Origin of the sequence: Arthrobacter sp. CJ23, from assembly GCF_024741795.1 — a bacterium.
In the GTDB taxonomy this organism is placed as follows: domain Bacteria; phylum Actinomycetota; class Actinomycetes; order Actinomycetales; family Micrococcaceae; genus Arthrobacter.
The window spans coordinates 1,740,197-1,762,234 of record NZ_CP102950.1 but is presented as its reverse complement, the minus strand read 5'-3'; the positions used below and the strand labels follow the sequence as shown (position 1 = coordinate 1,762,234).

Here is a 22,038-nt window from a genome sequence, read left to right as displayed (position 1 = left end):
GTGCTACTCCTCGGTGGTCTGTGCCTGCCCTTCCACGAGCTCGCGAACTGCCTGGATGAAAGCGTCGCCACGGTGAGCGTAGGAAGAGAACTGATCCATGGATGCAGCCGCGGGGGCCATGAGGACCGTGTCGCCGGAAACGGCCACCTCCGCCGCCGAGGCAACGGCCTGGGCCATCACGGTGTCGCCGAAGATCGGCGAAGCGGCGGCTCCGGCGGTCTGCACCATTTCAGTGTCGCCCTTGGGCTGGCTGATCACCGGGACATCCGGTGCGTGTCGCTGCAGGGACGCTTCAAGGTCCGCGGTATCGGTGCCGATCAGCACCACGGCCTTGAGCCTGGGGGCGTGCTCCTTGACCAGCTCGTCATAGTTGACGCCCTTGGACAGTCCGCCTGCGATCCACACAACGTTCTGGAAGGCAGACAGGGCGGCCGAGGCAGCGTGCGGGTTGGTCGCCTTGGAGTCGTTGATCCACAGCACGCCGTTTTGCTTGGCAATGGGCTGGATCCGGTGGTCGCCGGGCAGGTAGTTGAGCAGTCCCTGCCGGACGGCGGCCGGTTCAACGCCGTAGGCGCGGACCAGGGCGGCTGCCGCGAGTGCGTTGGCCACCATATGGCGCGGTGCCACCGGGCCAAGGTCCGCCATCGAGGCGAGTTCCGCGGCCGAGTCCTTGCGTTCGGCGATGAAGGCGCGGTCCACCAAGAGCCCTTCGACCACGCCGAGCATGCTGACCGCCGGGGTCAGCGTGGTGAAACCGATCGCACGGCAGCCTTCCACGACGTCGGCGTCTTCCACCATCCGCTCGGTCTCGATCTGCTCGGCATTGAAAATGGCGGCCTTTTGCGTGTTCGCGTAGACCTTGGCTTTGTCTGCCAGGTAGGACGTGTAGGAGCCGTGCCAGTCCACGTGGTCCTCGGCAACGTTGAGGCACACACTGGCCACCGGGGACAGCGAGTGGCTCCAGTGCAGCTGGAAGCTGGAGAGTTCCACGGCGAACGCGTCGTATTCCACGGGATCGCGGAGGGCGTCAAGGATGGGCGTGCCGACGTTGCCGACGGCAATGGCCTTGAGTCCCGCGGCCTGGAGCATGGATTCGGTCATGCCCACGGTGGTGGTCTTGCCGTTGGTGCCGGTGATGGCGAGCCAGTCCGCCGTCTTGCGTCCCTTGCGTTCCCGCAGGCGCCAGGCCAGTTCGACGTCGCCCCACACCGGGATGTGCTTGCGTTTGGCGGCGGCCAGCAGGGCCTGGTCCGGGCGCCAGCCCGGTGATGTCACCACGAGCTCGGGCAGCGCACCCTCCACCCGGGGAAGGGCGTTCACGGCGTCCTGACCGAGCAGGACATCCAGGGCCCCGACGATCTTCAGCGTGTCCGCCTGTGCTGCGGCCTTGGCGGTGGTGGCGGCGTCCACCACCACCACCTTGGCGCCGAGTTCAATCAGGGTGTCGGCGGCGGCGAAGCCGGAGACGCCGATGCCGGTGACCACAACGCGCAGCCCGCTCCAGTCAGCGTCCCAGCTGGTGAGGCCGGCGAGCCTGTCGTTGGCCGTCATGGATTCAGGATTTCCGTTCACAGCAGCACCACCCATTCAGCGTAGAAAATACCAAGGCCGGCGGCCACAAAAAGCCCGCAGAGGATCCAGAAGCGGACCACCACGGTGATCTCGGCCCAGCCTTTGAGCTCGAAATGGTGCTGCAGCGGCGCCATTTTGAAGAACCGTTTACCGCCGGTCATTTTGAAGTAGCCCACCTGGATGATGACCGACAGCGTGATGAGCACGAAGAGCCCACCGATGATGCCGAGCAGGAGCTCGGTGCGGGACAGGATGGCGAAGGCCGCCACGGCGCCGCCGATGGCCAAGGACCCGGTGTCGCCCATGAAGATCTTGGCCGGGGATGTGTTCCACCACAGGAAGCCCACCAGGGCGGCACTGAGGATGGCTGCCAGCAAGGCCAGGTCCAGGGGGTCGCGGACGGTGTAGCAGCCGCTTCCCGCTTCGCGCGGCGAACCACAGGCCTGGTTGTTCTGCCAGATCCCCATGATCGTGTAGGCGCCGAAGACCATGATGGACGCTCCGGCCGCCAGGCCGTCCAGGCCGTCGGTCAGGTTCACGCCGTTCGTGGCTGCGGTGATGATCAGGTTCGACCAGACCACGAACAGGATGGCGCCCAGCACGGTGCCGCCGAAGGCGAGGTCCAGCCATGGAATGTCGCGGACGAGGGAAATCTGCGTGGAGGCCGGAGTGATATCGTCCGCGTCCGGGAACTGGAGGACCAACACTGCAAAGACAATGCCGACGGCGGCCTGCAGGATCAGTTTCCACTTGGCGTTCAGGCCCAGGCTGCGTTTGTTGCTGATCTTGATGAAGTCATCGAGGAAGCCCACGAACCCCATGCCCACCATCAGGAAAAGCAGCAGGAGGCCGGAGGCGGAAGGGCCCGGGGAACGCGGATTCATCATCCACATGATCAGGTGCGTCAGCCCGTAGCTGATGAGCACGGCGAGGACCACCACGGCGCCGCCCATGGTGGGGGTTCCACGCTTGGTGTGGTGCGAGGTGGGCCCGTCATCACGGATGAACTGGCCGTAGCTCTTCGCAACGAGGAACCGGATGAAAAGGGGTGTGCCGATCAGGGACACAAGGAGAGCGACGCCTGCGCCGACCAGAAGTGCAATCACAGCAGCTCTTTCCCTTCAGTGGCGGCAGCTTCGGCCGCGTGTTCCCCAGTCGCCTTGGCTTGTGGGGGTAATGCTATCCTGTCACCCAAATGCCGGAGCCCCACCCCGTTGGACGATTTGAATAGGACCAGGTCTCCGGGCTGGAGCTCGGCCTGGAGGAGTTCGTAGGCCTCGTCCAAGGTCTCCGTGAAACTGCACTCATCGCCCCACGAACCTTCCTGGATCGCGGAAATGTACAGGGAGCGGGCGGGCCGGCCCACCACCACCAGCCGGGAAATGTTCAGCCGCACCACCTGGGTGCCCACCGCGGTGTGCTCCCGGATGGAGTCCTCGCCGAGTTCCAGCATGGCTCCCAGGACGGCCCAGGTGCGCCTGCCCTGGCCAAGGTCGGCCAGGGTGCGCAGGGCCGCGCGCATCGACTCCGGGTTCGCGTTGTAGGCATCGTTGATGATGGTGACGCCGTCTGCCCGTTCTGTGCGTTCCATCCGCCAGCGGCTGGCGGCTGCCTGCCCGCTGAGGGCCTCCGCAATGTCCGACGCCGGGATGCCGGCGGCGGATGCCGCGGCCGCCGCTGCGAGGAGGTTGGTGACGTGGTGGGCGCCGATCAGCCGGCTCGCCACCGGAAGGGCGGGACCGCCGTCGGGCAGCACCAGGTCAAAGCAGGGGTGGCCGCCGGCGTTGACCGTCAGGTTGCGGGCCTGGACAGTGCCTTCGGCATCGGCGGGGGCGTCCGCGCTGAAGCCCAGGACCCTGGCCGTGGTGCGCGGCCGCATAGCGGCGACGCGGGAATCGTCAAGGTTGATGATCGCCGTACCGGACTCGGGCAGGGCCTCCAGGAGCTCGCCCTTGGCCTTGGCAATGTTGTCCACACCGCCGAACTCACCGGCATGGGCGGTGCCCACTCCGAGGACCACGCCGATTTCAGGGCGCACCATGTCCGCCAGGTAGCTGATGTGGCCCACGCCGGTGGCGCCCATTTCGATGACGAGGTAGCGGGTGTCGGCACCGGCGCCGAAGACGGTCAGCGGCACGCCGACTTCACCGTTGTAGGAACCCCGCGGTGCCACGGTGGCCCCGGCCCGGGACAGGATGCCCGCGAGCAGGTCCTTGGTGGTGGTCTTGCCGGCCGAGCCGGTGATCCCGATGACGGTGAAGTCCTCTCCGCGCTCCGCGCGGATGGCGCGGATACGGCGGACCGACTCGGCAGCCAGGGCGCCCATGGCTGCCACGGCATCGTCAACGACGACGGCGGGGAACGGCTGTCCGTCCTCGCCGAGCACTTCGCGTTCGCTCAAGGTCAGCACCGCACCGCGGCTGAAGGCGGCGCCGATGTAGTCGTGGCCGTCGGCGTGCTCGCCAGGTTTGGCGACGTACAGCGAACCGGCCGTTGCTTCCCGGGAATCGGTGACGACGGAGACCGGCGCAATGCTCGGCTCCCCCGTCAGGCGGCCATGGGTGATGTCGGCGATTTCCGCCGCAGTAAGTGCAATCATCTCGGTTCAGGACTCTATCCGGTGGTCCGTGGAAACGCTGAATCCCTTGGCTGCCAAGGCAGCCCTGAGTTCAACACGGTCATCAAGGGCCAGGTTGACGCCCTTTACTTCTTGCCAGACTTCGTGGCCACGGCCCGCCACCAGGATGGTGTCCTTGGCGGTTGCCGCGTCCACGGCCTGGCGGATGGCGGCGTCCCTCGGGAAGGCCTCGAGGATTTCGCAGCCCAGTTTCTCAGCATCGCGTGCGGCGTAGGCACCGGCCAGGACGTCGGCACGGATGGCGGCGGCGTCCTCGTCGTGGGGGTCATCGTCGCTGATGATCACGACGTCGGCCAGCCGGGCCGCGATGGCACCCATGGTGGGGCGTTTGCCCTGGTCCCGCTGCCCCGTGGCACCGAAGACAACGATGACCTTGGAGCCGGGTTCCGGGGAACGGACGGCCTCCAGGGCACGCGCCAAGGCGTCCGGGTTGTGGGCAAAGTCCACAACCGAGGCCGGGGAGTTGGAGATCAGCTGCATGCGGCCGGGAACGGCCACGGTGAACGGGTCGTGCCTGTCCAGGGCTGCCTGCAGGGTTACGGGATCGACGCCCGTGGCCAGCACCATGACGGCGGCAAGGGCGGCATTGGCCACGTTGAAGTCGCCGGGCAGGCCGGTGTGAAGGCGGAGGACGTGCCCCTCCCTGCTCCTGAGTTCGAAGTCGCTGCCGAGGCCGCGGGCGGCCACTGCGGCCACAGCCCAGTCTGCGCCGGCCTCCGGGCCGTTCGTGGCAAGCGTGGTGACCGGAATCCCGGCCTCCGCGGCCAACTGCCGGCCCCAGGCGTCGTCCACTGTGACGACGGCGTGGCGGGCCCTGCCGGCCGTGAACAGCTCGGCCTTGGTCCGGAAGTACTCCTCCATGCTGCCGTGCAGGTCCAGGTGGTCCTGGGTCAGGTTGGTGAAGCCCACGACGTCGAAGACCACGCCGTCCACGCGGTGGAAGGACACCGCGTGCGAGGAAACCTCCATGGAGGCCGCCTCCAATCCGCGTTCGCGCATGAGGGCCAGCAGCGCGTGGACATCCGTGGATTCGGGGGTGGTCAGCAGGCTGGGAATCGGGTCAGCGCCGGCCAGGATCTCGATGGTGCCGATGAGCCCGGGTGTCTTGCCCAGTGCCCGCAGCAGGGAGTTGATGAAGTAGGTGGTGGTGGTCTTCCCGTTGGTGCCTGTGACGCCTAGGAGCCTGGGGAACACGCCGTCGGCGGGCTGGCTGCGGTAGATCAGGGCGGCCAGCGGACCCACGGCCGTCCGCGGCGTCCCGACGACGAAGACGGGGACGGCAAGGTCGCCGGACATCGCGAGCTGGCGTGCTCCGGCGTCGTCCGTTACCAATGCGACGGCTCCGGCGTCGATGGCCTGCCGGGCGAAGTCCGCGCCGTGCCGGGAGGCGCCGGGCAGCGCCATGTACAGATCCCCCGGCTCTACGGTGCGCGAGTTCAGCGAGATGCCGGTGACGCCGGCATTCCCGGAGCCGGCGGGCAGGGCAACGCCGAGCGCCTCCGCTATGGTTTCAAGCGGCACGGCTGCCACGTAGGCAGGGCGGAACCCCGTATTGCCCGCGGCCGGCCCGTCGCTGGGGGCAGGGGTGGAAGCGGCCTGGTTCTGCTCTGACAAATGGTTCTCCGTTGGTGCTCGTGGAACTGGCGGCCCGGAAGCCAATGGCGCCCGGTCCGGCATGGGTGGATCGTGTTTTGGCCGATACGGACGCCCAAAAAGCTTACTTGACGAACTGGGGCAGCCGCACCGGGGTGCCCGTGGACGGAGCGACGTCGTAGCTCCTGAGCACCTGGCTCATGACCGAGCGGAAGACCGGTCCGTTGGTGATGCCGTAGATGCTCCCCTTGGGCCTCTGCAGGACCACCTCGACGATGAAGCGCGGATCATCCATGGGGGCCATGCCCACCATGGATGCCGTGTAGCCGTCGAAACCCGGCAGCCCGTCCTCGCGCGGCGCCTCCGACGTTCCCGTCTTCGCACCCACCCGGTAGCCATCAATGGCGGCGTCCTTGATCTGCCCCTCCGTGACGGCACTTTCCAGGATGTCCCGGACCTGCTGGGCGGTCTCCTTGGAGACCACCGTGCGGGGTTCCTTGGCGGGCACCTTCTCCTCCGTGCCGTCCGGCTTGATGTAACTGTCGATGAGTCTCGGCTGCAGCATGACACCGCCGTTGGCGATGCTCTGGTAGGCCCGCACGGTCTGCAGGGTCGACTGCGAGACGCCCTGGCCGAACAGCACCGTGTATTGCTGGCGGTCGTCCCATTTGTCGGGCGTGGCCAGGATGCCCGTGGCCTCCGAGGGAAGGCCGATCTCCGGGGCCTCGCCGATGCCGAAGCGCCGGAGCCAGTCGTAGCGCTGGTCCTTGCTCAGGCGGCTGCCCACCATCACCGTGCCGGTGTTCATGGACCATCCCAGGATGCCGGCCAGGGTGCGTTCTTCCGTGCCGTGGACAAAGGAGTCCGTGAACTGCTGCCCGTCGATCACCAACGACGGCGGAATGGTGAACTTGTCCAGCGGGCTGGACTTGCCCTCCTCGATGGCGGCCGCGGCCGTGATCATCTTTTCCACGGAGCCGGGCTCGTACGCCGCTGTCACCGCACGGACGCCGCGGTCCTTTGCCTCGACGGCGCCGGGGTTGTTGGGGTCCGGCGCATTGGTATCGGCCAGCGCGATCAGGTTGCCGGTCTTGATGTCCATGACGATGATGACGCCCCAGTCGGCGCTCAGCTTGTTGACCTGGCTCTGAATGGCCTGCTGGGCGAAGTACTGGAGGTCCGAGTTGAGGGTGAGCTTGACGTCGCTGCCGTTCACGGCGGGGGTCAGTTCATCGGTGGCGATGGGGATGCGGAGGCCGTCGGCGCCGATCTCGAAGACCCGCTTGCCTGCCGTGCCGCGCAGGAGTTCGTCCTGGGTCTGCTCGATGCCGGCCTGGCCGGTGGTGCCGTCCTTCAGGAATCCGACAACCCCGCCTGCCACGCTGCCGTTGGGGTAGACCCGTTTGCTGATGCCTTCCGAGCCGACGCCCGGAACGCCGAGCTCGATGATCCTGGCTTCCAGCTCGGGCTTGACGTCCCTGGCCACGATGAAGTATTTCTTGTCGCCGGTCAGCTGTTCCTTGAGTTTCGCTGTTTCCATCCCCAGCGCGCTGGCCAGCTCGGTGATTCCCTGATCGCGCGAAATGGTGTCCACTTCTTCGGTGGCCCGGTTGTAGCGCTTGAAGGTCTCATTTTCACCGTTCAAGACCTGGTCCACCACGATGTTGTACCGCAGCACACTGTTGGCGAGCACGGTGCCGTTGGCATCGATGATCCTGCCTCGCTCGGCCGGAAGGTTGGTGGCCGTCAGGCGCTTGTTGAAGGCGGCTTCCGCCATCCCTCCCACGTCCAGGCCTTGGACCATGAAGAGCTTCCCGCCGACCACGAGCAGCAGGGTCAGCATGATGCCCAGCCCGATGCGCAGGCGTTTCTTCGCCGCCGGCACCTTGCCTGATTTGGTTTTGCCGGGAGTGTGCGCCACTTTGATTCCTTGCTGCTGGCCCTGCGTCGGTGATCTCTTGGCTGTCGGTGAACCGGCGGCTACTGTCCGGGGGTCTTCTGCTGCGGGACGGGCACGGAGCCGCCGTTAAGGTTCGCGGCCGGGGTTGCTGGCGTGGCCGGTGTGGCGGCAGTCCCTGCAGCCGGCGCCGGCGTGGCCGGGTCTGCCGGGGTGGCAGCATGAGCGGCCGACTTGCGGCCTTCCAGGGGGTCCTTGCTGCTCGCTGGCGGAACGACGCTGAGCTGGCCGGCGACGGCCGGGGCCGCAAGGACCGCACCGGGGTTGTCGCCCTTGACGGCCGGAGTCGCCTTTCCGGTGACTGTCATGGTGTCCAGGTCGATCTGGCCTTTGACGGTCGATGCCACCATTCCCAGTTCGGCGGCCTTGGCGGCCAGGTTCTGCGGAGCCTCGAAGTTCTGCTTCTTCTGTGTGAGGTCCTGGTTCTGCTTGCCCAGCGTGGCCGCATCGGCCTTGAGCTGCACAAGTTCGTACTGCGCCGTGGAGACAGAGATGTTCAGGACGAGGGCCGTCAGGAGGGCAGCGGCGAGGACGGTGAAGCACAGCACGACGAACGGGGCGCGGCGCTTGCCCGGAATGCTGCGCACGAGGGACAGCGGCGTACGGGGCTTCCGTCCGGCGTCGAGCCCTTTGGTCTCCGGCCGTGTACCGCCTGCCGGCAGGGCACGGGCGGTGTTGCCGACCACCGAGGGCAGGGTCTTCGCTGCGGCGCTGCTCATGCGTCTCTCCTCGCTTTGATGCGCTCCACGGCCCGCAGGCGGGCGGATGCCGCGCGGGAATTTTCGGCGATTTCCGCAGCCGTTGGCACTTCGGTGCCCTTGGTTACGGTCTTCAGTTCCGGTTTGTGCTCCTCCAGCTCCACAGGGAAGCCCAGCGGGGCGGAAGATTTGGAACCGGACTGGAAGACGGACTTCACGATCTTGTCCTCCAGTGAGTGATAGGACATCACTACGATCCGGCCGCCCATCGCGAGGGCTGCGACGGCCGCGGGAACGGCGCGTTCCAGGACATCCAGTTCCTCGTTGACCTCGATACGGAGCGCCTGGAAGGTCCGTTTGGCCGGGTGCCCGCCGCTCTTGGCTGCCGCGGCAGGGACCACGCTGCGGATCTGTTCCACAAGTTCACCCGTAGTGGCGAAGGGCTTGACGGCGCGGGCGGCCACAATGCGGTTGGCGATGCGTCCGGCGAACTTCTCTTCACCCCATTTGCGGATGATGCGCACCAGTTCGTCTTCGCTGTAGTTATTAACGACGTCGGCAGCGGTCTGCCCGCGGCTCGTGTCCATCCGCATGTCCAGCGGTGCGTCGTAGGAGTAGGCGAAACCGCGCTCCCGTTCGTCCAGCTGCAGGGAGGAGACGCCCAGGTCCATGAGGATGCCGTGGACTTCCGGGACTCCGAGGTCCTCCAGGACGTCGGCGATCTCGTCGTACACCGCGTGGACGAGGTCCGTGCGGTCCGAGAAGGGCTCCAGCCGTGCTCCTGCCAGAGCGAGGGCTTCCTCGTCCCGGTCAATGCCGATGAGGTGCAGATCGGGGTAGCGCTGCAGCATGGCTTCGGAGTGGCCGCCCATGCCGAGCGTCGCATCGATGACCACGGGCGTTTCGCCGCGGCTGCGTGCCGCTTCGAACCCGGGCGCCAGCAGGTTGATGCAGCGGTCCTTCAGGACGGGCACGTGCCGCTCCGATGTGGGCTTTGCCGCGTCCTGTTCTTCCACGCTGCCTCCTCATTCCTCAATCGTTCGCTCCGGGCCTGCACTGCCTGCTTCTTAAACCGGATCCCCATCCGCGCCTGTCGTCCCGTCCGCCTGGCTCCGGGGAAGGTGAGCCAGGAAAGCGTTCCGATGGGCGGCTGGAGATCCTGTCCAAGAAGCAGGGATGCCGCCCCATTGCCCCTAGATGAATCCAGGGAACGTGTCGTCGTCTGTCTCCGAGAAAGCGGCTTCCTTCTCGGAGAGGTACTCCTCCCAAGCCTGGGCGTCCCAGATTTCCGCGCGGGTTCCGGCACCAATGACCGCCAGTTCCCTGCCGAGCCCTGCATACGACCGGAGCGCCGGCGGAATCGTCACGCGCCCCTGCTTGTCAGGTACTTCGTCAGAGGCTCCAGAGAGGAAAACCCGGATGTAGTCGCGAGCCTGCTTGGAGGAAATTGGCGCCTCCCGCATGGACTCGTGAATACGCTCGAATTCCCGCTGGCTGAAGACGTAGATGCAGCGCTCCTGGCCTCTTGTGAGAACCAGGCCCTCGGCAAGTTCCTCGCGGAACTTCGCGGGAAGGATAATCCGGCCTTTTTCATCAAGACGCGGCGAATGGGTTCCGAGAAACATCGCCCCCCCGCCTGTCTTCAGGTACCGTTCCAGCCCCAGCACTGCCACTACCCTCTTACGCGCTCCACTTTACTCCACAACGCTCCCCCGTCAACGCAAGCGGGCGCGTTTCTCCACCACTTTGACTTTCGATCGCCCCGGGAACGCAGGGAACCATGGCCGTGGGGGAAAGTGGAGGATGCGGTGGTGGGAAATGGAGGAGAGAGGCCAAAACGGGCCCTTAAATGCGAAAAGACCCGCAGTGCGGGTCTTTTTCGCATGTGGCCTGGCACTCGGGGTGCAAAGTGGAGGCGGGGTCTGACGGCTGCCCGGCCAAGCGGCAGCAACATCGGGCACCTGATGTTTGCGGCCGGCGGTGCTTGCCGGACGGATCTCCTGTACTGGGTGAATCAGGTATCGTCGCGGCGGCGTTCGTCCCAGCGCTCTTCGAGGCTGCTCATGAATGAACTCTTGGATTTGCCGGGCTTGCGGTTGCGCGCTCCGGCTTTGCCAAAGGCTGCACCACGGAGCGTTGCAAAGTAGACGCCGGCCCCCATGACGACGAAGCCCAGCACACCCAGGGCGATGAGCTGCGTGGTCACGCCGATAAGGAGCAGAAGAATGCCGGCGATGGCACCCAAGACTCCGATGATGACATGCCGGGTTGACCAACTGCGGATGGGGTCCGACCCCATTGAATTGGCAAACTTCGGATCGTCCTCGTGAAGCTGCTTTTCGAGTTGCTCAAGCAGCTTCTGTTCATGCTCCGAGAGGGGCATCACGACCTCCTTTAGTCGGCCAGCATCTGGACGCGTTCGCGGCCTGTGCGTCTGTTCCCAGAACGGATGGGCCTCCCGAATTGTTCCCGGAATCCTGGGTGAATTTCAGGCACATCCGAGCGACCCACAGCCAAGGGACAGTTTGTCCAGACGTTTCAAATCTCTGTATATCTAGGATAGTTTGTCGCGGCCTGTTCTGAAAGACGACCACGGGCCATGGCCGCGTCGTTCAGTCATTCTCCGTCGGCTTGATGCCCTTGCGTTGTTCCAGCAGCCTGGCGGGAAGCAGCGTCTTGGAGCCGAAGCGCTCGGAAACCCTGTCCAGGGCCTGTTCCGCCGCACGCCAGTTGTCGTCCCGGCGGTCCAGGCTCAGCTGAAGTGAGGCCTGATCGGCCGGTTCCAGCTGTTCTGCCCGGACCCCCACCAGCCTCACGGTCATGGGCCGGTCCCCCAGCGAATCAAGAAGCTGGACCACCACCTGGTAGATCAGTTGCGCACTGTCAACGGGAGTCTGCACCGTCCGGCTGCGGGTCACGGTGGAGAAATCCGCATAGCGAAGCTTCAAGGCAATGGTCCGCGCCAGCATCCCGGCCCCGCGGAGCCGGGATGCCGTGCGATGGGACAGCCGCAGGAGCTCACGGTGCAGCAACGCTGCGTCGGAGGTATCGACGGCGAACGTTTCCTCGGATCCGATGCTCTTCTCCAGCCGCGTGGGCGTCACGGGGCGGGGGTCTATCCCCCAAGCCAGCCGGTACACATGTTCCCCGGTGGCTCCGAGCATCTTTTTCAAGGAGGCCACCGGCGTGGCAGCGACGTCCGCCACGGTGCGGATGCCGAGGCGGGCAAGGGCCTGTTCCGTCTTGCCGCCGACGCCCCATAGTGCGCTGACGGGAAGGCTCTGTAAATACGGGACCGTCTGCTCGGCCTCAATGAGCAGCAGGCCGTCCGGCTTGCACCGCGTGGATGCGATCTTGGCCACAAATTTGCTCGCGGCGATCCCCACTGAAGCGGTGATGCCCAATTCCGCCGCGACCCGTCGCCGCACCAACTTGCCGATTTCGAGCGGCGGACCCAGCCGGCGGATGGCACCGCCCACGTCCAGGAACGCCTCGTCCACGCTCAGCGGCTCCACCAGATCGGTGATGGATCCGAAGATCTCCATCAGCTGGTCTGAAACCTCGTAATACAGCTTGTGCCGGGGGTTGATCACCACCGCCGTGGGACTCATCCGCATGGCCGCCGCCATGGGCATGGCGGATTTGACGCCCAAGGCCCTGGCCTCGTACGAGGCGGACAAGACCACTGAACGCTCGGCAGGAAAGCCAACGATGACGGGCTTGCCCCGAAGTTCCGGACGGCTGCGGAGTTCAACCGAAACAAAGAACGCGTCCATGTCAACGTGCATGATGCTGGCGCGCCGGAGTTCCCGCAGCGCCTCCTCGGGGCCGCGGGCGGGGTCTGGGGCGGCGCCGGGGGCACCGCCGGACGTCTCCGGCCTCACACCGGCAATACTATGCCGGGGCACTGACTAAACTGGAGGCACAATCCGGCGTCACCCCAGGAGGGAAATCCCTGTGAAGCTCTTTGGAAGGCCTCGTCCGCAAGGGCTGGCTGTGCTCGCCGTCGGCGTTGCCCTTGCCGTCTCGGCCTGCTCGCCCGCCACGCCGGGCGGATCCGCCACATCGTCGACGGCGGCGATGACTGCGGCGACCCCGTCGCCGTCGGCCTCGCAGCCTTCTGCACCGGCGACCGCAGCGTCCAGCGCGCCGGTTGCCGGCGCCTCCGCCGCCGTGGGCGAACTTGTGGCCGGCTTTCCGCAGCAGCTGATCCCCCTCATGCCCGGCGCAACCGTCCAGTCAAGCAGTTATGACAAGAATTCCTCCCCCGCATCGGTGGCCCTCGTGGCTCGTATCCAGGGCGCCGCCGCGGCAGTCGCAGTCTTCTATACCAAGGCTTTCGAAGACCAGGGATTCAAAGCCATTCCGGGTGATGCTGTGGGTGACGTCACCACCAAGGACTTCCTTCGAGGCGACATCGAAACCGTGAACGTCTCCATCACGGAAAAGGACGGCACGGCGACATTCACCATCGGTGCCAACGTCAGCGAAGGATCCATCAAGTGACGCCGGCCGAGCAGCTCCGCGAGGAGCAGGACCTGTTCATCGGCGGCGTCGCCGGCAAGCTCAGCAGTTTCCTGGCAGGCCAGCAGGACATGATGGCCGGGATTTCTCCGGACGTGGCTCCGCTCATGGGCTCCATCTCGAACCTTGTCACCGGCGGCAAACGGCTCCGGGCACTGATGTGCTACTGGGGCTGGCGGGGAGCCGGAGGCAGTACTGGCCACGAGGACGTCGTGACTGCCGGGTGTGCCTTGGAACTGTTCCAGGCCGCCGCACTTATCCACGACGACATCATCGACCGCTCCGACACGCGCCGCGGCGGGCCCAGCGTCCACCGTCGGTTCAGCCTGCTCCATGAGCGCGAAGGCTGGGCACTGGACAGCGAAAGGTTCGGCCATGCCGCAGCCATCCTGACTGGTGACCTTTGCCTTTCCTTCAGCGAGGAGACCTTCACGCAGATCGGCAGCCGCGCGGCCTGGGGCACCGAGTCCCGGCGCATCTTCAACCTCATGCGGGCAGAGGTCATGGCCGGACAATACCTGGACATCCTCGAGGAAGTGGCCGGCCCGGTCCGCGACCGTGCCGGAGCAGTGCAGCGCGCAAAGTCGATCATCCGGTACAAATCGGCAAAGTACTCAATGGAGCATCCGCTGGCGCTCGGTGGCGCCTTGGCGGGCGCGGGCGAGGAACTGCTGCGGAACTATTCGGCGTTCTCCCTGCCGCTGGGCGAGGCGTTCCAGATGCGGGACGACGTCCTTGGCGTTTTCGGCGATCCGGAAACCACCGGCAAGCCCGCTGGAGACGACCTCCGCGAAGGGAAGCGGACCGTGCTGGTCAACCTGGCGATCGAGAAGGCTCCGGCCCCGGAATCCGAATACATCGACCGCATGCTGGGCCGGCAGGACCTGGGCGGGACCGAGGTGGCGGAGATCCGGCGCATCATCGTCGACTGCGGGGCACTTGAAGCTGCGGAGTCGATGATCGATGGACTCAGCGATACGGCATTCGAAGCCCTTGAGCTGCTGCCCCTGGACGAACTGCCCCTCGCCGCCCTGCGGCAGCTTGCCGAGGCAGCGGTCAGCCGGGCAGCCTGACCCTCCTGGCGGCGGACTGCCGCCGCCAGGAGTTTCTATATCTTGATGGCTTGGCTACCAGGCCAGGGACTGGGCGCGGCGGCGGATTTCGGTCTTGCGGCCTTCCCGCAGGGCGTCCACTGGACGGCCTCGCAGCGACTCATCCGGGGTGAAGAGCCAGACAATGAGCTCCTCATCCGTGTAGCCGGCATCGCTCAGGACTGCGATGGTGCCTTTAAGGCTGTCCACCACATGGCCGTCCTGGATAAACAGGGCCGGAACTGAACGGATGTTCCGCTCTCCCCGCCTAATGGCGACAAGCGCACGCTCATCCAGCAATCCATGGACTTTCGTGATGGAAACTTCCAGCAGCTCGGCGATATCGGGCAGCGGCAGCCAATCAGAAACAAGGCTCTCTACATTACTCACGCATCAAGGTTGCCACGGCGGCCCGCTCCGCGCCTAGCCAGCGCCGCTCCGGACTTTCCCGGAGCCATCAGCGGGCAGCTTTTCTGAGAACAATTCCCCTGGCTGCTTACCTCCGCATTTCTTGTGCCGATTCCATAAATGTGAGAGATTCATTTTGATCACTCTTGCACCATTGCTAACTTCAGTAACATTGGCACCACTGATATCAGGAACGGCTGTCCTTCGGGACCCGCTGCCGAGATGAGGACAATCCCATGACGACGCCCCGCTCGCCAAAGAGGACCATGAGCATGCCGGCAATTGCGGCCACGACCGCAGCGCTTCCCGCCGTCGTCCTGTCCTCCTTGGCCCTCGCCCAGCCGGCCACGGCGGATGCTGCATCGCAGCCCCGCAAGATCCCGGCCACGCTCGCTGCGGCCATGAAGGCGCAGGCCATCGCGCAGACCGCGAACCTGATTCCCGCATCCGCCGTACCCGCTGCCATTCCAAGCTCGCTCCGCCCCATGGCGCCTGCTGTTCCCAGCAGCTACACGATCGTCCGCGGCGACACCATCAGCGCGATTGCCGGCCGCTTCGGCCTGAGCACCACGGCGGTGCTGCAGCTGAACGGCCTCGGTGTCAACACGATCATCTACCCGGGCCAGTCCATCAAGCTGGGCGGCTCCGCGGCTCCTGCCGCGCCGGCCGCTCCCGCCCCGGCAGCGCCCGCGGCAGCGGCGGCTCCGCAGGCATCAGGCGGCGCCAGCTACACCGTCAAGTCCGGTGACACGCTCAGTGCCATCGCGGCCCGTCACGGAGTGTCCCTCTCCGAGCTGTTCAGCTGGAACGGGCTGAACATGCGCTCCATCATCTACCCCGGTCAGAAGGTCAAGGTGGGTGCGGGCTCGGCGCCCTCGGCCCCGGCGGCACCTCAGCCGGCAGCACCCGCGGCTCCGGCCCCGTCCGGTCCTGCGGCTGCCCCCGCGGCGCCTGCCAGCGGCGGCTCCTACACGATCAAGTCCGGGGACACCCTTGGTGCCATCGCCGGGCGGCACGGTGTTTCCCTGTCCTCGCTCCTGACGGCCAACAAGCTGTCGATGACCACCATCATCTACCCGGGCCAGAAGCTGGTCATCCCGGGCTCCACCGCACTGCAGCCCGCGGGCAGCACCGCTCCTGCAGGCAGCACGGCCCCGCTGGTTCCGAGTTCCTTCCTGGGCTTCACGTACCCGGCGGCGGTGGTCAACTCCGCCAACCAGAACAAGGCGCTGCTGAACGCGTCCCCGGTTCCCAGCCGCGAGCAGATGAAGGGCATCGTGGCGGACACCGCACGGCGCATGGGCGTCAACCCCTCGCTGGCCCTGGCGTTTGCGCAACAGGAATCCGGCTTCGACCAGCGCGCGGTCTCCCCGGCAAATGCCATCGGAACCATGCAGGTCATCCCGTCCTCCGGAGAGTGGGCGTCCGATCTGGTGGGCCGGAAGCTCAACCTCCTGGATCCCTATGACAACGCCACCGCCGGCGTCGCCATCATCCGGGCCCTCGTGGCCACCAGCAGCAGCCTGGACAATGCCATCGCCGGCTACTACCAGGGCCAGTACTCGGTCAGCAAGTACGGGATGTACGAAGACACCAAGCGCTACGTGGCCTCCGTGAAGGCTCTCCAGAAGACCTTCGGCTAGGCGTAAAGCCAGACATGAACAGGGCCCGGACCGCTTGTCGGTTCGGGCCCGTTCTGCGCCTCCATTAGGATCGTAGGGTGCAGGAACAAGTGCAGGAACAAGTGCAGGACCAACTTCTCGGGACCCTGGTGGACGGACGGTACCGCGTCCGCTCACGGCTGGCGAGGGGTGGCATGTCCACCGTCTACCTGGCCACGGACCAACGCCTTGAGCGGGACGTGGCCTTCAAAGTCCTGCACCCGCACCTGGCCAACGACCACACGTTCCTGCAGCGCCTGAGCCAGGAGGCCAAGGCCGCCGCCAGCCTGTCCCACCCGCACGTGGTGGGGGTCCTGGACCAGGGGCAGGATGGCCACACGGCCTATCTGGTCATGGAGTACGTCAAGGGCCACACGCTCCGGGATCTCCTCAACGAACAAGGGGCCTTGACGCCGCGGCTCGCGCTGGCCCTCATCGACCCCGTCATCGCCGGACTGGCGGCGGCCCACGCGGCCGGACTCATCCACCGCGACGTCAAGCCCGAGAATGTCCTGATCGCCGACGACGGCCGGATCAAGGTGGGTGACTTCGGCCTGGCCCGGGCCGTGACGTCCACCACCAGCACCGGCTCCCTGATCGGTACCGTCGCGTATGTGGCGCCCGAGCTTGTCCTGGGGAAGGCCGCCGATGCGCGGAGCGACGTCTATTCGGCGGGCATCATGCTCTATGAAATGCTCACGGGGCGCAGGCCCTACGAGGGCGAGGTCCCCATCCAGGTGGCTTACCAGCACGTGAATTCAGTGGTGGGGCCGCCGTCGGGAGCTGCACCCGGGCTCGCCGTCGACCTGGACGAACTCGTCCAGTGGTGCACGGCAAACGACGCCGAGCAGCGCCCGGCGGACGGCTCCGCGCTCCTCGCGGAACTCCGGCATATCCGGACCACCCTGAGCGACGCGCAGCTCGACCTGCAACCGCCCCTGATGCATGCCCCTGCCCAAGCCGGCGCGCCGGCAGGCGGACAGACAGCCATCGTCACGCCGGGCGCGCCCCGGAACGAGCCCACCGAGGCGCTGGCCGTGACGGGCCGCCCCACCGAGGTGATCTCCCGCCAAAGCAATCCGACAGCGGTGATTCCGCCGTCGGGCATTCCTGGCCTGTACGCAGCCGGCCCCGACGCTACGCAGCAGGTTCCCCGGCCCGGCAAACGCGAACTCAGGCGCCTTGAGCGCCAGGAAGAAAAGGACCGGGCGCGGGCCGCGGCGACCTCTGTCCGCTCGCTGCGCGAGGGCAACCCCCGGCGGCGGGGTATGATCTGGGCCATCGTGGTAATCGTCCTGGCCCTGCTGGCCACCTCTGCCGGGTGGTTCTTTGGCATGGGCCCCGGCTCCCCCGCCACAGTCCCGGATGTCAAGAACAAGACCGTGGCCGAGGCCCAGCAGCTGCTGCGCACCGCGGGCTTCCAGTCCGAGCCCCGGGACGTGTTCGACGACGACGTGGAGGCCGGCTTCACGGTCGGCACCGACCCTGCCTCGGGCCTGGTGGTACGCAAGTTCCAGCCGATCGCGCTCCTCGTGTCCAAGGGCGCACAGCAGTTCGCGCTGCCGTCCCTGGCCGGGCTGACACTTGACCAAGCCAAGGACCAGCTCAACAAGGCGGAAATGACCCTGGGCATCGTCACCCAGGCCTACGACGACAAGGCTCCGGCCGGAACGGTCCTCTCACAGGAACCGGCAGGCACCACGGCAGTCCGGCACGGCACGGCGGTGGCCCTGGTGCTGTCCAAGGGCCCCCAACCCATTCCGGTACCGGACGTGCGCGGCATGGGCCAGGACGAGGCCGTGAAGGCCCTGCAGAACGCCGGCTTGAAGGCACAGATCGCACCGGAAACGGTCAACGACAAGAAGGTGCCCAAGGGAGCGGTGGTCGGCCAGTCCCCGGCCAACGGCACCGTCATCCGCGGGGAGACGGTAACCCTAACGGTCTCCAAGGGCCCCAAGATGGTTAAGGTCACCAGCTTTGTGGGCAAGCAGGCCGCCGCCGCACGGGTAGCCCTGGAGAAACTGGGCTTCGACGTGGTCGTCAACAACGTCCTGGGCGGCTTCTTCGGCACGGTCCGGGACCAGAATCCGGTGGACACCGAGGTCCCTGAGGGCTCCACCGTCACGCTCACGGTCGTCTGACCGGGCCCACAACACGCGGCCCAGGCAGCACGCAAACAGCAGAGGGCGGTCCGGAAGATCCGGACCGCCCTCTGCTGTTGCAGCAGCGGCTACTGGTGCTTGGACAATGCCCCTGCGACGAGGAACGCCATCTCCAGCGACTGCATGTGGTTCAGGCGCGGGTCGCACACGGACTCGTAGCGGTCCAGGAAGGCGTCCTGGTCGATCGGGTCGGCGCCGCCCAGGCACTCGGCGACGTCGTCGCCGGTCATTTCGACGTGCAGGCCGCCGGGGACCGTGCCCAGTGCCCGGTGCACCTCGAAGAAGCCGCGCACTTCGTCGATGACGTCGTCGAAGTTGCGGGTCTTGTAGCCGTTGGGCGAGGTGACAGTGTTGCCGTGCATCGGGTCCGTGACCCAGAGAACCTGGGCGCCGGAAGCCGTGACGCGCTCGACAATGGCGGGCAGCTTCTCGCGGATGTTGCCGGCACCCATGCGGGTGATGAATGTCAGGCGGCCGGGTTCGCGGTTCGGGTCCAGCTTGTCAATGAGGCGCAGGGCGTCGTCGCCGCTGGTGTTCGGGCCGAGCTTGACGCCGATCGGGTTCCGCACGCGGGACAGGAAGTCCACGTGGGCGTTGTTGAGCTCGCGGGTGCGTTCGCCGATCCACAGGAAGTGGCCCGAAGTGTCGTAGGGAAGTCCCGTGCGCGAGTCGATCCGGGTGAGGGCACGCTCGTAGTCGAGCAGGAGCGCCTCGTGGCTGGCGAAGAATTCAACGCGCTTGAGCGCCTCGAAGTCGGCGCCGCACGAGTCCATGAACTTGATGGCGCGGTCGATGTCCCGGGCCAGGGATTCGTAGCGGGCGTGCGCAGGGTTCTCGGTGAAGCCCTTGTTCCAGTGGTGGACCAGGCGCAGATCAGCGAAGCCGCCCTGGGTGAACGCCCGGATGAGGTTCAACGTGGAAGCGGAGGTGTGGTAGGCCTTGAGCATGCGGCCGGCGTCGTGGGCGCGGGACTCCGGGGTGAAATCGTAGCCGTTGACGATGTCGCCGCGGTACGCCGGCAGGGTGACGCCGTCGCGGGTTTCGTCGTTGGAAGAGCGCGGCTTGGCGAACTGGCCTGCCATGCGGCCCATCTTGATGACGGGCATGGCCGCGCCATAGGTCAGGACCACGGCCATCTGGAGGATGGTCTTGACGCGGGCGCTGATCTTGTCCGCGGTGGCTGCCTCGAAGGTTTCGGCGCAGTCGCCGCCCTGGAGCAGGAAGGCCTTGCCCTGGGCCGCGGCGGCCAGCCGCTCGCGCAAGACGTCCACCTCGCCGGCGAAGACCAGCGGCGGCAGCACGGAAAGTTCTTTGACCGAGGCGTCGAAAACGCCTTTGTCGGACCAGGTGGGCTGCTGCGAGATGGGCAGCTCCCGCCAGTCGTCGAGTCCGGGATAGTCAGCCGCCCCGCTTTGGGCGGTGCTGGCGAGGGGCCCGGTTACGGACGGTGCGTTGTTCGTGGTTAGCTCAGTCACCCTACAAGAGTAGTTGCCCGTGGCACCGTTGGAGCACCTTCGGCGTAACCGTCTATCCGCAGACCGTCACACTTTCCCGGTGCCTGCTCCGGCGTCGGGCTCCGGTTCTTCGGGAGGCTCCGGAGCAGGCCGGGGTTCCGGCCCTTTTCCGGCCAATTGCTGCTTCACCACGGCGGCGTAGTCGTCCACGTATTCCTGCCCGGAGAGCCGCATGAGCTCGTACATGATTTCGTCGGTAATGGCGCGCTGGATCAGCCGGTCATCCTCCATCCCGTAGTAGCGGCTGAAGTCCAGGGGCTGCCCGAAAATGACGCCGATCCGGCGGATATTGGGGAGCCTCTTGCCGATGGGCTGGACCTTCTCGGTGCCGATCATCGCCACGGGAATCACGGGAACGCGGGTCTGCAGGGCAAGGCGGGCCACGCCCACCTTGCCGCGGTACAGCCGGGCGTCGGGGCTGCGGGTACCCTCCGGGTAGATGCCCAGCAGTCCGCCTCCGCCCAGCACGTCCTTGCCGGCCTGCAGGGACAGTTCCGAGGCTGCTCCCCCGGAGCGGTCCATGGGCAGCTGGTTGCTCAGGCGGAAGAACAATGCCGTGAGCCTGCCCTTGAGGCCGGTTCCTGTGAAGTACTCGGACTTCGCCAGGAAGATGACGGGCCGGTGCACCATGAGGGGCAGGAAGATGGAATCGGAGAACGAGAGATGGTTGGAAGCAAGGATGGCGGCACCCTCCGCCGGGACGTTGTCCAGCCCCTTGGCCCAGGGCCTGAAGAGCAGCTTGAGGATGGGACCCAGGAAGATCCGCTTCATGACCCAATAGAACACTTTCGTCCTCTCCCGTCGGCGGCTGGAAGGCTCCAGGAAAGGCCCGGCCGGCACCCAACTGCAACCCTACTCCAGGGGAATTGCCGGGAACAGCGACACGGTGGGCGCCAACAGAGTAGCCTCGAGTCATCATGACAACTCTTCCTGATCCATCACCGTTCGTGAGCGAATCCACCGGTTCCGGGCCCCGCATCGGCGTCGTGATGTCCCATGGGTTCACGGGCAGTCCGCACAGCATGCGCCCCTGGGCACAACACCTTGCGGCAGAGGGCTTCGCGGTCCGTCTGCCCCTGCTGCCCGGGCACGGCACCAGCTGGCAGGACATGGCCACGCACCGCTGGCAGGAGTGGCACGACGCCGTGGACCAGGCGTACCGGCAGCTGGAAGCCAGCTGTGATGCGGTGTTCACCGCCGGTCTGTCCATGGGCGGAACGCTGGCCCTGCGCGTGGCCGCAACCCGTCCGGTGGCTGGCACCGTGGTGGTGAATCCCGGCCTGGTCATCGATGATCCCCGTTCCGCCGTAGTGGGTGTCCTCAAGCACGTCCTCAAGTCCACTCCGGCGATCGCCAACGACATCCTCAAGCCCGGCATGGACGAGGGCGCCTACGATCGGACGCCGGTGGCCGCAGCCCATGAACTGAAGAAGATGTTCAAGGACACTGTCACCCTGCTGCCACGGATCAGCGCGCCGGTCCGCGTGTTCCGCTCCACGGTGGACCACGTCGTCTCGGACCACAGCATCGAACTGCTGCGCCGGCACGTCGTGGCTCCGCTGGAACTGAGCCTGCTGGAGAACAGCTACCACGTGGCCACCCTCGACAACGACGCCGAGGAGATCTTCCGCGGCTCGGTCGACTTCATCCGGAAGACCATGGCGGCCCGGACCGGGCCCTCGGATGCCGGCAGCAAGGACGCAGCCCATGAACAGGCCTGACCCCAACTCGGCGGACCAAAGCGCCAACAATGACGACGACGCCGTCTGGCTTGACCTGGTGGCCCGCCTGGAGGCGACCCCGTCCACAGGCACCGGGGACATCCACGAGGCGACACCGCCGGAGCCGGTCTCCGAGGAACCGGCCCGGGTTTCCTTCCGCGACTTTGATCCCCTGGGACTGTCGAGTCCGGCCGCTGCTGGGGATGTGCCCCCGGCGCCCGGTCCGCGTGACTATGGGGTGGACGATGACGAGGGCTTCGTGCCCGAGGAACCGCCCAGCCTGGCGGGAACGGAGCCCATGACCATGCTGGCGTGGCTGGGCGCCGTCGGCGGGCCGCTTGCGCTCGTATTCACAGCCATGTTCTGGCGGTCCGCGCCGCTCATTGCCATCCTCGGCATTGTGGCCGCCTTCATTGCGTCGGTGGTCTACCTCATCATGAAGCTGCCCCAGGAGAAGAACGAGGACGACGACGGCGCCCGCATCTGAGCGGGCCGCCGG

The 22,038-nt window shown here is 66.4% G+C and carries 19 protein-coding genes; 6 read left to right on the top strand and 13 right to left on the bottom strand.

Annotated elements, in window-relative coordinates; translation table 11 throughout:
* Positions 1–3: 3 nt before the first annotated feature.
* The 10 genes from murD to dinB form a co-directional block, all read right to left on the bottom strand.
* On the bottom strand, positions 4–1,587 hold the full coding sequence (gene murD, locus NVV90_RS07805) for a UDP-N-acetylmuramoyl-L-alanine--D-glutamate ligase (RefSeq protein WP_396125363.1): 1,584 nt from the start codon (positions 1,585–1,587) through the stop codon (positions 4–6).
* Positions 1,569–2,678 (bottom strand): phospho-N-acetylmuramoyl-pentapeptide-transferase, encoded by a 1,110-nt coding sequence (mraY, locus tag NVV90_RS07800; RefSeq protein ID WP_258440607.1) that lies wholly within the window; start codon positions 2,676–2,678, stop codon positions 1,569–1,571. The genes murD and mraY overlap by 19 nt, the downstream gene beginning before the upstream one ends.
* On the bottom strand, positions 2,675–4,171 hold the full coding sequence (gene murF / locus NVV90_RS07795; protein WP_258440606.1) for a UDP-N-acetylmuramoyl-tripeptide--D-alanyl-D-alanine ligase: 1,497 nt from the start codon (positions 4,169–4,171) through the stop codon (positions 2,675–2,677). The genes mraY and murF overlap by 4 nt, the downstream gene beginning before the upstream one ends.
* Positions 4,172–4,177: 6 nt before the next feature.
* Positions 4,178–5,824, bottom strand: a complete 1,647-nt coding sequence (locus NVV90_RS07790; protein ID WP_258440605.1) for a UDP-N-acetylmuramoyl-L-alanyl-D-glutamate--2,6-diaminopimelate ligase — start codon at positions 5,822–5,824, stop codon at positions 4,178–4,180.
* Positions 5,825–5,927: 103 nt separating this feature from the next.
* Positions 5,928–7,724: a penicillin-binding protein 2 gene (locus NVV90_RS07785; RefSeq protein ID WP_258440604.1), complete on the bottom strand. Its 1,797-nt coding sequence runs from the start codon at positions 7,722–7,724 to the stop codon at positions 5,928–5,930.
* Positions 7,725–7,783: 59 nt separating this feature from the next.
* On the bottom strand, positions 7,784–8,479 hold the full coding sequence (locus NVV90_RS07780; RefSeq protein WP_258440603.1) for a hypothetical protein: 696 nt from the start codon (positions 8,477–8,479) through the stop codon (positions 7,784–7,786).
* Positions 8,476–9,474, bottom strand: coding sequence for a 16S rRNA (cytosine(1402)-N(4))-methyltransferase RsmH (gene rsmH, locus NVV90_RS07775; RefSeq protein WP_258440602.1), 999 nt, complete (start codon positions 9,472–9,474; stop codon positions 8,476–8,478). Before rsmH ends, NVV90_RS07780 begins: the two co-directional genes overlap by 4 nt.
* Positions 9,475–9,651: 177 nt before the next feature.
* Positions 9,652–10,083 carry a division/cell wall cluster transcriptional repressor MraZ gene (gene mraZ, locus NVV90_RS07770; protein ID WP_258441105.1) on the bottom strand — a complete coding sequence of 144 codons (432 nt, stop codon included), beginning with the start codon at positions 10,081–10,083 and terminating at the stop codon, positions 9,652–9,654.
* Positions 10,084–10,472: 389 nt separating this feature from the next.
* The gene (locus NVV90_RS07765; RefSeq protein WP_258440601.1) at positions 10,473–10,841 is read right to left on the bottom strand and encodes a DUF3040 domain-containing protein; all 369 of its coding nucleotides are present in this window, start codon (positions 10,839–10,841) and stop codon (positions 10,473–10,475) included.
* Between the two features lie 229 nt (positions 10,842–11,070).
* Positions 11,071–12,342: a DNA polymerase IV gene (gene dinB / locus NVV90_RS07760; protein ID WP_396125362.1), complete on the bottom strand. Its 1,272-nt coding sequence runs from the start codon at positions 12,340–12,342 to the stop codon at positions 11,071–11,073.
* 73 nt (positions 12,343–12,415) lie between these two features.
* On the opposite strand from dinB, the gene NVV90_RS07755 reads away from it, so the two are divergent.
* Together NVV90_RS07755 and NVV90_RS07750 are read left to right on the top strand one after the other, a co-directional pair.
* The gene (locus tag NVV90_RS07755; RefSeq protein ID WP_258440600.1) at positions 12,416–12,964 is read left to right on the top strand and encodes a hypothetical protein; all 549 of its coding nucleotides are present in this window, start codon (positions 12,416–12,418) and stop codon (positions 12,962–12,964) included.
* Entirely contained in the window at positions 12,961–14,055 is a 1,095-nt protein-coding gene (locus tag NVV90_RS07750; RefSeq protein WP_258440599.1) for a polyprenyl synthetase family protein, read from the top strand. Before NVV90_RS07755 ends, NVV90_RS07750 begins: the two co-directional genes overlap by 4 nt.
* A 54-nt stretch (positions 14,056–14,109) precedes the next feature.
* On the opposite strand, the gene NVV90_RS07745 is transcribed toward NVV90_RS07750, so the two are convergent.
* A complete protein-coding gene (locus NVV90_RS07745; RefSeq protein WP_207616320.1) occupies positions 14,110–14,463 on the bottom strand; it encodes an Rv2175c family DNA-binding protein in 354 nt (117 codons plus the stop codon).
* A 254-nt stretch (positions 14,464–14,717) separates the two neighbouring features.
* Between NVV90_RS07745 and NVV90_RS07740 the strand changes: the two genes are divergently transcribed.
* Together NVV90_RS07740 and pknB are read left to right on the top strand one after the other, a co-directional pair.
* The gene (locus NVV90_RS07740) at positions 14,718–16,124 is read left to right on the top strand and encodes a LysM peptidoglycan-binding domain-containing protein (RefSeq protein ID WP_258440597.1); all 1,407 of its coding nucleotides are present in this window, start codon (positions 14,718–14,720) and stop codon (positions 16,122–16,124) included.
* Positions 16,125–16,213: 89 nt separating this feature from the next.
* A complete protein-coding gene (gene pknB / locus NVV90_RS07735; RefSeq protein ID WP_258441103.1) occupies positions 16,214–18,283 on the top strand; it encodes a Stk1 family PASTA domain-containing Ser/Thr kinase in 2,070 nt (689 codons plus the stop codon).
* Between the two features lie 89 nt (positions 18,284–18,372).
* Here pknB and NVV90_RS07730 read toward each other — a convergent pair whose 3' ends face one another.
* Both NVV90_RS07730 and NVV90_RS07725 read right to left on the bottom strand, forming a co-directional pair.
* A complete protein-coding gene (locus NVV90_RS07730) occupies positions 18,373–19,779 on the bottom strand; it encodes a class II 3-deoxy-7-phosphoheptulonate synthase (RefSeq protein ID WP_258440596.1) in 1,407 nt (468 codons plus the stop codon).
* A 66-nt stretch (positions 19,780–19,845) separates the two neighbouring features.
* Positions 19,846–20,604 (bottom strand): 1-acyl-sn-glycerol-3-phosphate acyltransferase, encoded by a 759-nt coding sequence (locus NVV90_RS07725; protein ID WP_258440595.1) that lies wholly within the window; start codon positions 20,602–20,604, stop codon positions 19,846–19,848.
* A 131-nt stretch (positions 20,605–20,735) separates the two neighbouring features.
* Between NVV90_RS07725 and NVV90_RS07720 the strand changes: the two genes are divergently transcribed.
* Positions 20,736–21,539, top strand: a complete 804-nt coding sequence (locus NVV90_RS07720) for a carboxylesterase (protein WP_258440594.1) — start codon at positions 20,736–20,738, stop codon at positions 21,537–21,539.
* The gene (locus NVV90_RS07715) at positions 21,526–22,026 is read left to right on the top strand and encodes a hypothetical protein (RefSeq protein WP_258440593.1); all 501 of its coding nucleotides are present in this window, start codon (positions 21,526–21,528) and stop codon (positions 22,024–22,026) included. The genes NVV90_RS07720 and NVV90_RS07715 overlap by 14 nt, the downstream gene beginning before the upstream one ends.
* The last annotated feature ends 12 nt before the right edge of the window (positions 22,027–22,038 follow it).